13 protein-coding genes and 4 pseudogenes are annotated in these 11,907 nt (G+C 58.3%); 9 read left to right on the top strand and 8 right to left on the bottom strand.

Annotated features, from left to right (window positions below; translation table 11 throughout):
* Positions 1-96 precede the first annotated feature (96 nt).
* From ACZRMO_RS30100 to ACZRMO_RS30090, 3 genes are all read right to left on the bottom strand, one after another.
* Positions 97-744, bottom strand: coding sequence for a molybdopterin cofactor-binding domain-containing protein (locus ACZRMO_RS30100; protein WP_463975263.1), 648 nt, complete (start codon positions 742-744; stop codon positions 97-99).
* A gap of 158 nt (positions 745-902) precedes the next feature.
* Complete coding sequence (locus tag ACZRMO_RS30095; RefSeq protein ID WP_095010287.1) at positions 903-1,466, bottom strand: recombinase family protein; 564 nt, start codon at positions 1,464-1,466, stop codon at positions 903-905.
* 441 nt (positions 1,467-1,907) lie between these two features.
* Entirely contained in the window at positions 1,908-2,750 is an 843-nt protein-coding gene (locus ACZRMO_RS30090; protein WP_095666632.1) for a helix-turn-helix transcriptional regulator, read from the bottom strand.
* 75 nt (positions 2,751-2,825) lie between these two features.
* Between ACZRMO_RS30090 and ACZRMO_RS30085 the strand changes: the two genes are divergently transcribed.
* The 4 genes and pseudogenes from ACZRMO_RS30085 to ACZRMO_RS30070 all read left to right on the top strand — a co-directional run bounded on the left by ACZRMO_RS30085 (position 2,826) and on the right by ACZRMO_RS30070 (position 4,651).
* Entirely contained in the window at positions 2,826-3,401 is a 576-nt protein-coding gene (locus ACZRMO_RS30085; protein WP_003464997.1) for a carboxymuconolactone decarboxylase family protein, read from the top strand.
* 27 nt (positions 3,402-3,428) lie between these two features.
* Positions 3,429-3,977: pseudogene (locus ACZRMO_RS30080) on the top strand (cytochrome P460 family protein).
* A gap of 28 nt (positions 3,978-4,005) precedes the next feature.
* Positions 4,006-4,326: pseudogene (locus ACZRMO_RS30075) on the top strand (uracil-DNA glycosylase family protein); the annotation flags it as partial.
* A gap of 61 nt (positions 4,327-4,387) precedes the next feature.
* Complete coding sequence (locus ACZRMO_RS30070; protein WP_003830781.1) at positions 4,388-4,651, top strand: uracil-DNA glycosylase family protein; 264 nt, start codon at positions 4,388-4,390, stop codon at positions 4,649-4,651.
* Between the two features lie 183 nt (positions 4,652-4,834).
* Here the strand turns inward: ACZRMO_RS30070 and ACZRMO_RS30065 are convergent, their stop codons facing one another.
* Positions 4,835-5,719 carry a LysR family transcriptional regulator gene (locus ACZRMO_RS30065; protein WP_003465017.1) on the bottom strand — a complete coding sequence of 295 codons (885 nt, stop codon included), beginning with the start codon at positions 5,717-5,719 and terminating at the stop codon, positions 4,835-4,837.
* Positions 5,720-5,833: 114 nt separating this feature from the next.
* On the opposite strand from ACZRMO_RS30065, the gene argC reads away from it, so the two are divergent.
* From argC to ACZRMO_RS30045, 4 genes and pseudogenes are all read left to right on the top strand, one after another.
* Positions 5,834-6,763 (top strand): N-acetyl-gamma-glutamyl-phosphate reductase, encoded by a 930-nt coding sequence (argC, locus tag ACZRMO_RS30060; protein WP_049275860.1) that lies wholly within the window; start codon positions 5,834-5,836, stop codon positions 6,761-6,763.
* A gap of 413 nt (positions 6,764-7,176) precedes the next feature.
* Positions 7,177-7,332: pseudogene (locus ACZRMO_RS30055) on the top strand (OmpA family protein); the annotation flags it as partial.
* Between the two features lie 414 nt (positions 7,333-7,746).
* Positions 7,747-8,373: a DNA methyltransferase gene (locus ACZRMO_RS30050; RefSeq protein WP_003465024.1), complete on the top strand. Its 627-nt coding sequence runs from the start codon at positions 7,747-7,749 to the stop codon at positions 8,371-8,373.
* A 24-nt stretch (positions 8,374-8,397) separates the two neighbouring features.
* Positions 8,398-9,426: an IS30 family transposase gene (locus ACZRMO_RS30045; protein WP_003465026.1), complete on the top strand. Its 1,029-nt coding sequence runs from the start codon at positions 8,398-8,400 to the stop codon at positions 9,424-9,426.
* Here the strand turns inward: ACZRMO_RS30045 and ACZRMO_RS30040 are convergent.
* From ACZRMO_RS30040 to ACZRMO_RS30025, 4 genes and pseudogenes are all read right to left on the bottom strand, one after another.
* Positions 9,415-9,675, bottom strand: coding sequence for a hypothetical protein (locus ACZRMO_RS30040; RefSeq protein WP_047296649.1), 261 nt, complete (start codon positions 9,673-9,675; stop codon positions 9,415-9,417). The genes ACZRMO_RS30045 and ACZRMO_RS30040 overlap by 12 nt on opposite strands.
* Before the next feature lie 41 nt (positions 9,676-9,716).
* Complete coding sequence (locus ACZRMO_RS30035) at positions 9,717-10,088, bottom strand: hypothetical protein (protein ID WP_052959448.1); 372 nt, start codon at positions 10,086-10,088, stop codon at positions 9,717-9,719.
* Between the two features lie 400 nt (positions 10,089-10,488).
* Complete coding sequence (locus ACZRMO_RS30030) at positions 10,489-10,965, bottom strand: DM13 domain-containing protein (protein ID WP_011711661.1); 477 nt, start codon at positions 10,963-10,965, stop codon at positions 10,489-10,491.
* Positions 10,966-11,119: 154 nt separating this feature from the next.
* Positions 11,120-11,356: pseudogene (locus ACZRMO_RS30025) on the bottom strand (IS3 family transposase); the annotation flags it as partial.
* Between the two features lie 99 nt (positions 11,357-11,455).
* Here ACZRMO_RS30025 and ACZRMO_RS30020 point away from each other — a divergent pair.
* Positions 11,456-11,907, top strand: a 452-nt coding sequence (locus ACZRMO_RS30020) for a transposase family protein (protein ID WP_463975262.1), incomplete at its 3' end; no start/stop codon positions are given.

Genomic DNA, 11,907 nt, shown 5'->3' with positions numbered 1-11,907 from the left:
GGCACGCTCGCGGACTTCAGGGGAAAACTTCGGTGGCTTTGGCATAGTGGCTCCAGTTTCTCAAAAGGGGGGAGCCTCCGCGATACCCGGGGCGGTTCACACCGTGCCGGAGGGGTCATCGAGGGCGATGCTCTTGAGGTAGCCTTTCACGCTTTTGGCGGCGGAATCGTCGATGGACACCACCTTGGCTCCGTAGCGTGTGGGCGGCAGCAGCGGGCGGGCATGGACCATGCCCTCGACGCGCGCATCGATGCCATAGCGGGCGCTGCCGTCGGTCTTCGAGGGGACATCGATGGCCAGGGTTTCCTTGCCGATCAGCCGTCGCTCGGTCGGTTTCTTGAGCGGGATTCGTTTGAGTTCATCCGCCGTAAGGCTGCGGGTGAGGTCGCCGCGCTGGACGATCTCGGCATAACTGATCGACCGCTTGCCGGCCTGGACCCTGCTGTTGCGTGCGGTGCAGGCAGCGGGTGCAACGCCGAGCAGCCTGGCGCCCTCCTCGATCAGGGCGATGCGGCCGGCGGCACCAGCCTGGCTTAGTGGCTCGAAGCTCTGCCACACGGACCAGCTGCCGCCGGTGACCATCAGCCCCCATTTGGGATGGGTGTCGACGTAGTTCAGGCGCACCGACTGCCAATCCGCCTCCAGCTCGTCGGCGACGATGCGTGCCAGCGCGGTGCCGACATGCTGGCCCATCTCGGCCTTGGCGATGTTGGGGTTTGGGGAGCAACGGAACAGAAAGTGCACTTAAGCCCTACCAGCGTCGTTCAGTACCTTCTTTCCAGGCATCCTGTCATTTTCAGAAGTCGATTGCACTACTGAGTAGACCAGCTCCGCACCCACTGGCGTCCAGCAGTCGCAAAAAGTCCACTGGGTGGGCTTTGCTGGGACATTGCGCTAATTATCTATTGAGGCAACGCACGGTATAGCGTGGTTCGATGCACCCCCAAAAGACGTGCAACCTCGGAGACTGATTGACCCTTATCAATCAACCTACGTGCATGGGTTATCTGCTCATGAGTCAAAACAGGCTTAGGCCCAAATCGAACACCTTTGGCTTTGGCCGCAGCTCGGCCAGCACTGGTGCGTTCCCCAATCAGCGACCGTTCAAAGTCAGCAATCCCCGCGAAGATCGTCAACACCATTCGCCCGGCTGGTGAAGTAGTGTCAGCCCAGGGCTCAGCAAGCGAACGCAGACCTGCATTGATCTCTTTTAGGCGTTCGGCAATATGAAGCAGGTCTGTCGTTGACCTGGCCAAGCGATCCAACCGTGTCACGGTCAGCACATCACCTGGTCGCAAATGATCGAGCAGCCGACTCAGCTCTGGACGGTCTCGCTTGGCACCGCTGACCTTCTCTTCGAAAATTCGCTGACAACCGTTTTGCCCAAGTGCAATCCGTTGCTGCTCCAGGTCTTGCCCTTGTGTTGAAACCCGAGCGTAACCAATCTGCTGACCTTTGTTTTCCATGGAGCACCTGTCGCATTTATTGTCGCAGGTAACTTACAACGTGCGACAGATTTATGCGACAGGTCAGAGCCAACAAATCCAGCGTATGTGTCGTTTTCAGAAGACGGCTGCACTGAACGTCAGAAGCCGACTGCACTATAGCAGCGGAGGGGTTGGATCCATCAGGCAACGACGGGCTGCTGCCGGCCAATAGCCGACAATGACGACACTGGAAATCCCCGCCTGTGAGCGTCGGCTCAGGGCGGGACAGCGTCATCCAGCTACCTGCGCCACTGACTCAGCCTTGTCCAGCCGGCCGCGCCGCACGAACAGACTGACCAGCCGTTGACGGATCGCCACCTGGAGTTCCGCCAGTTGTTCCGGCGTGATGCGAATTTCACCCGCTCGACGAGCGCAACACCGGCGCCGCCTACGCCAAGAACCGGCGAATCGAACTCAAACTCACGAACCGCTGAGCGCCGCGTCACCGCGCTGCTGCGCCAGCCAGTCGCGCGGGGCGCAGCCCATGCGCACGCGGAAGGCGCGCGCCAGAGCGTTCGGGCTGCCGTAGCCGACGCGGTCGGCCACCACCGCCACCGGCCGCCCCTGCTTGAGCAGGGTGCAACTGACGTTCATCCGCCAGTCGGCCAGATAGTCGCCCGGCGTGACGCCCACCGCGTCCTTGAACGCGGCGGCGAAGCGCGCGCGTGACATGCCCGCCTTCGCCGCCAGCGCCTCGAGCGACCACGCGGTCTGCGGCGCATCGTGCATGGCGGTTATGGCGCGCGCGAGTTTCGGGTCGGCCAGGCCCGCCAGCAGTCCGGTGGCGCCAAGCCGCCCATCCATCAGATAACGCAGCAACTGGATCAGTAGCAACTCGTACAAGCGGTCGATGGCGGCCTGCCGACCGCACTGGTCGCGCTCGGCTTCGGCAAACAGCAACTCTAGCGTCGGCCCGAGGCCGGGCAAGTCCGCCAACGGAATCAGCAGCATCGACGGCAAGGCCATGGCCAACGGATTGCCCGTCGAAGCGCCCAGGTCGACCTCCGCACACAACAGCTCAGCGGTATCGCCGGGGGCGGCGACAAAACGATGCGACGCCACGCGCGGATAAAACAGCAGGCTCGGCTCGGTAACCAGCAGATCTTCATGCACGGGCGAACGCACCGTAATCGGGCCGCGCCGCACCAGATGGATATAGCCATGCGGCGCCGCGTAATGATGCTGCCCACAGAAGGCGCCGCTGTGAAAAACGCGCGCCGAAAGCGAGTAGTGCCGGAGCAAGCCGGCCAGTCGATCCGCCATTCCACTCTCCATATAAGACGATAGGTTACGTATTTGATACTTTACGTGCCATATCGTACCAAACAAAGGGCGATCATGCCCACGTGCTCTTGCACCTCACCCACTACGGAGATAGACATGACCCAAATCGCCCCCCTGACCATCGACACCGCTGACGCCGCTACCGCTGCCACACTCAAGGCCGTCAAAGCCAAGCTTGGCATGGTGCCGAACCTGTTCGCCACGCTGGCCCACGCGCCGGCGGCGCTCAATGGCTACCTCGGCTTGTCCGAAACGCTGGGCACCGGCCGCCTGAATGCCTCCCAGCGCGAGATCGTTGCGCTCGCTGCCGGTCAAGCCAATCGCTGCCAGTATTGCCTGAGCGCACACACCCTGATCGGCAAAGGTGCCGGACTGTCGGCAGAGGCCATCGCCGCGGCCCGCACCGGCCAGGCGGCCAACGCACTTGACGATGCAATCGCCGGCTTTGCCCGCGCGCTGGTCGAGCAACGCGGCGTGGTGTCGGCCGACGCCATGGCCAACTACCGCCGCGCGGGGCTCGACGACGGCCTGATACTGGAAGTGATCGCCAACGTCGCGCTGAACACGCTCACCAACTACACCAACCACATCGCCGACACCACGGTGGATTTCCCCGTGGTCGCCGTCTGATCTCCATAGGCATATAAGGAGAACACGATGAAAATCGCACTCACCGGCGCTCTGCTCGCCAGCGCCCTCGTCCTGCCACTGGCCGTCACGGCCGGCGACTTTTCGCCCTATGTGGACAGCCAGGGCGGCATCAGCCGCCCCACAGACTTCCGCACAAACTTCGTCCACCTGGGCTCATATGCGGTGTTGGACGAAAAATCCGCCTCTCGCGGCTTGCACGATGTGTACACCGAAAAGGCCTCGGCCGAGCACTACCGCAAGACCGGCAAGTTCTTGGACGGCGCCACGCTGGTGAAAGAGATCCGCAAGCTCGAAACCAGCGCCATGACCACTGGCAACCCTGTGGTCTGGGGTTCCGATGCGGCCGTGTGGTTCGTGATGGTCTAGGACGCCAAAGGCCGTTTCGCCAGCAACCCCTTGTGGGGCGACGGCTGGGGCTGGGCGCTGTTCAAGGCCGACGCCCCCGCCAAGAATGTCGCCGTCAGCTACGAAGCCGACTGCATGGGCTGCCATGTGCCGGCGGCCAAGACCGACCGCGTATTCATCCAGGGCTATCCGACACTGACCCAGCACTGACTTGCTGCCGGGTTACGCTTCGCGCAGGATGGCACCTCCGTCCTGCGCGAGCCACCCTTTCCGGAAGCGCGCCATGCCGACACTCGACGCCTTTCTGACCGACGTCCGCGCCTGCACGCGCTGCGCACCGCATCTGCCACACGGCGTGCAGCCGGTCTTCCAGTTTCACCCGAGTGCGCCCATCCTCATCGCCGGCCAAGCACCGGGGGCCCGGGTCCATGCCTCAGGCGTGCCCTTCGACGACGCCAGCGGCGCGCGTCTGCGCGCCTGGCTGGGCGTGGACCGCGACACCTTCTACGACCCTACCCGCATCGCCATTCTGCCCATGGGCTTCTGTTATCCGGGCACCGGCAAAAGCGGTGACCTGCCGCTACGCCCGGAGTGCGCCCCCCGCCTGGCGCGAAGCCTTCATGCAGCGTTTCGAGCGCCTGTCGCTGGTCATCGTGCTGGGCAGCTACGCCATGGACTACCACCTCGGTACTGGCAAGACGCCGCTCACCCGGGTGGTCGAAGCCTGGCGCGAGCACTGGCCGCAAGCGTTCCCCCTGCCTCACCCTAGCCCGCGCAACAATCGCTGGCTGGTGCGCAACCCCTGGTTCCAACAAGACGTGCTGCCCGCGCTGCAAGCACGCGTCCAGGCAGTCCTCACCGCCAACCCCAAGGAAACCCCATGACCGACGACACCGCCGCCATTACCGAGCTGCTGCACAAGTACTACGACACCCTGGCCTGGGCGAACGGAGACAGGCACCGGCTTTGGAGCGATGAACGACGGCTTCAGGTGCGGTAGCTGACGCCTGGGACCTCAATCACCGTATGACCGGGTCGAAAGCGGTCCTTTCTCTGACAACATCGCCCTAGCCCGCACTCAACCCCCACAACACATCCAGCACATGTTGCGTAGGCCGCTCGACGTCCCCACCACGGTGGGCAATACCAAGTTGACGCCACAATAAGGGCTGTAATGGCCGCATGACGATCCTGGTATCGGGCAATGGCGTGGAGGCTTCATGCGGCAACAACGTCGCACCATAACCGGCCGCCACTAGGCTTTTGATCGCATCGTTGTAGTTCAGTTGAATACGCGGCGTGGGCTGCCGTCCATCACTGGCGAACCACTCCGAGGTCAAGCGCGAAAGCCGAGTAGTTTTGTCATTCAGAATTAATGGCTGGGCGGCCAGCCAACCGGGGGTCACAACATCCGGGCATTCCCAGCGAGCCGGCAAGAAGGCCATGACCGGGTCCCGCCGCCATGGCTCGATCCGCAATTCCTTCACCGGGGTCTGTGGCAGCGCGACCAGACCGATCTCCAAAGAGCCCTCGGCAAGCTTCTTCAAAGTTTCCTGCGACGTGAGCACCGCGACCTGCACATCGATAGCGGGGTGGCGTTGGCCCAACGTCTCCAAAGCTTGCGGCATCAACTGTGCGATGGCCCCTGTGGAGGCACCCAGCCGCACACGCCCGGCCAAGCCCTGCACCTGACGCTCCACGTCCTCAAGCGCCTGCTCCGCATCCGCCAACAGGCGCCGCGCGCGCTCCACCAGCGTTTCTCCAATCGCCGAAGGCTGAATGCGCCCACGTGTGCGCGACAACAGCTTTCCGCCAACCCGCGACTCCAGGTCGGCAATATGCAAACTGACCGTGGGTGGCGCGAGGTGCAGCACACGGGCCGCCTCGGCAAACGAACCCAGGTCGGCAATGGCCACCAACGTGCGCAGACGGTCCAGGCTGATTTCGCGCATGAGTCACTCCTTGTTCAGAAAAGCTGAATTTCATCGTTTAGAAATTCAACTTTTCCTATCTTAGCCCCTCACTGAAGATTGGAACTCCTGATTTCCTATGTCCGAGAGCATTCCATGGCAAGTCCTCTTATATTCATCGACGGCGACCAAGGCACCACCGGGTTGCAAATCCATCAACGTCTACGCGACCGGACCGATCTGCGGCTTATCACGCTCAGCCCCGAACATCGCAAGGATCCGCAACGTCGCGCCGAAATCATCAACGCCTGCGACATCGCGATTCTCTGCTTGCCCGACCAAGCCGCACGCGACGCTGTAGCGAGCATCGAAAACCCCGCCGTTCGGGTGATCGATGCGAGTTCGGCGCACCGCACCCATCTAGACTGGACCTATGGTTTCGCGGAGATGAACTCGCAGCAGGCCCAACGCATCGCCACGGCACGGCGGGTCAGCAATCCCGGTTGCTATCCCACGGGGGCGATAGGGCTGCTGCGCCCATTGCTGGAGGCCGGGTTGCTGCCCAGGGACTATCCGACGAACATTCATGCTGTGTCGGGCTATTCCGGAAAAGGGCGCGTTGGCGTGCAAGAGCATGAGGGAGAGGGCGCATCACAGGCGCCCGCGTTTCAGGTTTATGGTCTGGGGCTGGCACACAAACATATTCCGGAGATTCAGCAGCAAAGCGGTCTGATGGAGCGGCCGATGTTTGTGCCGGCTTATGGGGCTTTTCGGCAGGGGATCGTGCTGACCATACCGTTGCAACTTCGCTTGTTGGCGCCGGGCGTGGATGCGGTGCGGTTGCATGCGTGTCTTATGCAGCACTACGTCGATGCGGACCATGTACAGGTGATGTCGATGCAGGAGGCCAAAGGGTTGACGTGCCTTGATCCTCAGGCGCTTAACGGGACTGATAGTTTGCGATTGGTGGTGTGTGAAAATGATGAGACGGGGCAGGTTTTGTTGGCTGCGGTGTTTGACAATCTTGGGAAGGGAGCCGCTGGAGCGGCGGTGCAGAATCTGGATTTGATGGTTGCAGGAACATGACTCCGACTACCCACTGGCTCTAGAGTCTATGGCTCGAATTTTCGAGCGGTTGTTTCCTCTCTGTTTATGGCCTGGCATCGACGGCATTAAACGAGTCGAAAACAGAATCTACGCGTGTCAGCAGTTTGCAATCCAGTCAGGCTTTGAAGTTAAACGGTCGTCCACGACAGGCAGCAATCGGCCAACAGCGGCCGTTTTAGAGTAGGGAAAATAAATCCCCTTTTCTGCTGTCTACGCTTCGCAGCGCCGGTTACCCGGTCACCACGCAAGACTCGCTTCCGGTCGGTGGCTAACCTTTACCGGGCGGGGGTCATACCCGCTGGGTTTCTTACGCCATTTCGTGACGGCTTGCGCCGTCATTCCCAGGCGACCAAGCTTTGCCTGGCGCACATAAATCAGTCCCCTTTTTCTCTTTGCGCAGCAATGGCGTCGATCCTTCGCGCCTGCAAACCTTTGGTGCAGGCTCCAGCTCGCCCATTGCCCCCAACGACACCGCCGAGGGTCGCGCCCAAAATCGCCGCGTTGAAATCAAACTGGTGCCCCGTAGCGGCGCTGTAGCTCAAGGGTAATGGTGCCTTGGTGCTCTTTTCGTCGGATGCCCAGCTATCTTTTAATGGGTTACGGGCGATTTGCAGTGGGCTCCAAAACCTGGCCTCAGGAGGTGCAAGCTCCCGTGGCACCGGCTTTGGACTGGGCAGACCAATACGCCGGCCCATAAGCCCATAAGGATCCCGGCCTCGGCCGGGTTCTTTATGCCCGCTTCGCGGGCTTGAGCCCAGAAGGGAGCGGCGTGCGCCGGATTCGCATCTGCCAGCCAGTACGCAGCCCGTTTGGAACTCAGTTGATCCGTCTTTTTCAACGGTTTAACAGCCAAATCAATACGTTCACAAGTACACTCGCCACCCTAGGGATGGTGAAGCATCCACGAGCGGTACTAGAATTTTCAGCTTTTCGGTGCCGCCGCACGAATTCAAGGGGCAAGCATGGATTACGAACAACTGCCGAGGGCCGCCTTGGTCCGTATGCTGCAGGAGCATGATGCGGCGCTTGCCGATGCTGGCAAGAATGGCATCGTTATGAGTTACACCGGGCGGGCTGCTCCCTGGCAGATCATCCGCCAGGTCAAGCCGAAGCTGCATCGTATTATCAAGAAAGTATCCTTTGGAGAGGAAACCGCCCAGTCAGAGAATGAGATCTGGGACGGTGAAAACCTTTCTGCGATGGTCACGCTCTATAAATATCGTGGTCAAGTTGATCTTGTAGTAACAGACCCGCCGTACAACACCGGCGAGGACTTCCGCTATAACGACAAGTGGGACAAGGATCCAAACGATCCAGATCTCGGCGATGTAGTTCCTAAAGATGATGGGTCCAAGCACAGCAAATGGTTGCGCTTCATGACACCCAGAATCTGGATGATGCGTGAGATGCTAACCCCAGGCGGGGTTATGGCTATCTGTATTGATCATAGGGAACTATTTAGACTTGGCATGCTCATGGACGAAATCTTCGGCGAAGAGAATCGCATTGGCATAATCAATTGGCAGAAAAGCTATTCACCTCGCAGTGATAATAAGGGGGCGGCGGCGAAAACTGAGTGCAACACCTGACCTTTCCGGTACGGTGCTGTCCCTATGTCTTATTCCGAACTCAGCGTTGAAGAGCGCGCCACCATTCAAATCGGTCATGCCCAAGGTTTCAGCCTGCGCGGGATTGCCTGCTTGATCAACCGATCCCCTTCGACCATCAGCCGGGAGCTGCGCCGCAATCGAGATGCCTGTGGCGGCTACTCGGCCCGCGTGGCCCAGCAGCAGATGCAGGCCCGCCGTCAGGTGTGTCGACCGAAGCAAAAGCTGTTGCCGGGTAGCGAGCGCTTCGAATTGGTGGCGCATATGCTGCGTGAGCGTTTGTCTCCCGAGCAGATTGCCGGCAAGCTGCGCAGCATGAATATTCCCAGCCTCAGAGATGCCTACGTCTGTCGCGAGACGATCTATAACGCGATCTATGCCTTGCCAGTCGGCGAGCTGCGTAAAGAGCTGATCATCTGCCTGCGCCAAAGCAAGACGATGCGCAGGCCGCGCTCTGGCGGCGTGGATCGGCGCGGTCAGATCCCTGAGAGGGTCAGTATTCATGTACGTCCGCCGGAGATCGAAGACCGACTGATGCCAGGGCATTGGGAAGGCGACCTGATCAAGGGCAAGGCCAACGCCTCGTCTGTAGGTACGCTGGTGGAGCGCACCAGTGGCTACCTGATGCTGGTGAAGATGAACGACGCGACGGCGACCTCGGCGATGGAAGGCTTCAGTGCAGCGCTCAATGGCATGCCGCTGGCGATGCGCAAGAGCATGACCTACGACCAGGGCCGAGAAATGGCGCGGCATGCTGAAATCACCCAGCAGACCGGGGTGGCGATTTACTTCTGCGACCCGCACAGCCCTTGGCAGCGCGGCAGTAACGAAAACATCAATGGCCTGATCCGCCAGTACCTGCCCAAGGGCACGGACTTGTCGGTGCATAGCCAGGAGGAACTGGATGCCATCGCACTGCAACTGAACATGCGCCCCCGTAAGCGCTTCGACTTCAAGTGTCCGATCGAGGTTATGGACGAGGTGATGCAGGAAGCTATGGCTATGCGGCATGATGCTCCAGCTTCAATTCAATAACCGTGTTGCACTCAGCTCCTGTAACCGCCCTGTGTAATTTCTTACATTGGCTCTATAGTGTGCATAATTTTTATGGAATGAATTGAGTATTTCTATAACCTTATCCAGCTGCAGTTGTTTTTTAGTGATATGAAGTTTTTTGGTCTCTGCCGAAGTATTGGTCAGCGCGACGAGATAGCCAAACATTCCAGCGATCAACGCTCCCATACCAATTTTCACGGCATCCGAGGCAATATTTATCCACTCCACGCTCCCTCCATTGCGCTTATCACGCCAGCTATTTTTGACACTTAGTCCATGCTTGGAGTACTGGCATGTCTTCCTATATGACCATCAGGCCCTCGCGCGCAAACACACATCCGAGACAGGCCTGCATCGGAGTAACATACGAGGGTTGTTTGCGCTTCAATGCGGTTTTCTTTTAAGTAACTTTCTTTAATCGGCCTGATCCACTGTTCGCGCCCATCCACATCGGTTGTTTCCAGAAGCACCTCATCTTCTTGTAGATCAAAGTGTTTGTGCAGTAGTGCCACGCCAAATCTGTCTATGCAGTTGTGCTTTTTCAATATTTCAAATATTTCATTTAGACATGGCAGGTCCTCATCGTCTATGGGTCTAACATTGTCGATATGGTTAATTTCACCCCACAGTAAAGAAATCATTTTATTTATCTCCACTATGAACGTTTAACTAGCGAAATGTTACAGATTTAATAGGGGTCTTAGTCTGCGAATCTTCATGGGAGACGGGACTAATCAGAGCCCTCGCTCTTGGATAACATTAGACGCTCGCGCGCAAAATTCCACCCATTCCGATAAGGCGGCGTATAGAGCCTTAGCGGCATCTGAGGTTGGCGCGTACTTATCTCTGTCGCAAGCCCATCTGGTGAACCGCTTCAGGGTATGCAGGCATCGTAGTCAGTGTCTGAGGGTCGGTTGAGGTCAATTTTGACTTCAAGAATCTAGACGTGGAGGGGAGGCCTCATGCCCGGCAAGACTTTAATTTCCATTGGCATGAGGCGCATGTTATTCGTGAACAGGCAAGATCCAAGTTTAAGCTTGTTTACTGATATTTTGCGGAGCCGATGAACTTAGAGAAATGCTCGCACCATATTTGGACCGTTGTAAACTCGTTGACGTTGACGCTTGCAGGAATGGTTTTCTTGAAATTCCCGAAGTTTTTCAATTCGCCAATCAGAATTGCTTCTTTCTTTATGTCCAAAAACGATTCTTTGTCGGTGGCTTGTTTCTTTGTCAGGTAAATTTTGTAGTCTGGACCAGGTGCTACATCACCTTTAAATACAATTTCGTTATCCGTAACAAAAAGTTGTCCATTCGCCCAGTGAAGGGCGTCGCTGCCTTTCTGATCTTTCTTGAACTCTCCGCTATACTTTGCCACCTTTTGCACTTCTTCAATTTCGGCGATGGTGGCGTTTTCTTGTGCTGTCAAAATCGGAAGTATATAGATCCCTAGCCCAACTCCCGCGCCAAACAGAGCCAGGTGGGACGCGAGCAGAATTATTTTTAATTGCTTTTTCATGGGTTGCCTCATACAGTGAGTTATTTGGTGTGTCCATCACAATCCATTAGTTCGAACAGGGTGCGGTATGTGCTGATAGCGATATTGTTAGTGGGGTGCTAGCTTAGCTACCATGACGGCATTTTTCAAGGTAGTTGTCGCGTCAACCGTCTAACTATGCCGCCATTTTCTCGTTCTGTTGCTCTCGATCCTGGTTCAACAACACGGTGCCGATCGGTTCCCAGTTACGCGTCCGGCCTGACCACCGCTCCGGTTTGTTTTCCTTGGCTCGTTCGTACAACTCATGTCGCCGGGCCAAGACCTGATGGTCCAGCCCTCGATGCCGCTCAGCCGGTGTGACGAACCGGATGCGGCTATGTCGGTGCTCGTTGTTGTACCACCGCATAAAATTGGTTCTTCGCGGAGTCTGGGGGAAGAGCGAGTTGACAGTCAGGGAAGCAGGTAAATTGGCAGTCGCCAAACACACCCTTCACCTGTCCCTGCTGTCGCCGTGCATCCTATTGATCTTGCCGCTTTCTGGCCAGGCTACGACGCCGTTACCTGTCGCCCATCTACCGATAACACCCTCCTCATTGAGCTTGAACCTCAAGCCGGCTCTCTTCCTAAGTGCGGGCGTTGTGGCCAGTTCAGCCCGTTGATTCACGATCGCCGGATTCGTCTGGTGCGTGATCGTGATCTGTTCGATCAGCGCGTCCTGCTTCAACTACCAGTGCGCCGAGTCGATTGCCTGAGTTGTGGGCGGGTGACCGAGCGGATCGACTGGTTGGAGCCAGCATCTCGGCTGACCCAGCGGTTACGGATATGGCTCGAAAGCTTGCTGCGGCTGCTGCCGATCAGCCACGTCAGCCAGCTCACCGGCCTGCATTGGCACACCCTCAAAACGCTCGATAAACGACGCCTTCAAGCCGAGGTAGGCAACTTCGATTCAACCGGTGTCCGCCG

The sequence above is a fragment of the Pseudomonas sp. B611 genome (assembly GCF_055407965.1).
The sequence above is the reverse complement of the archived record's forward strand: the minus strand, read 5'-3'. Positions and strand labels throughout refer to the sequence as shown.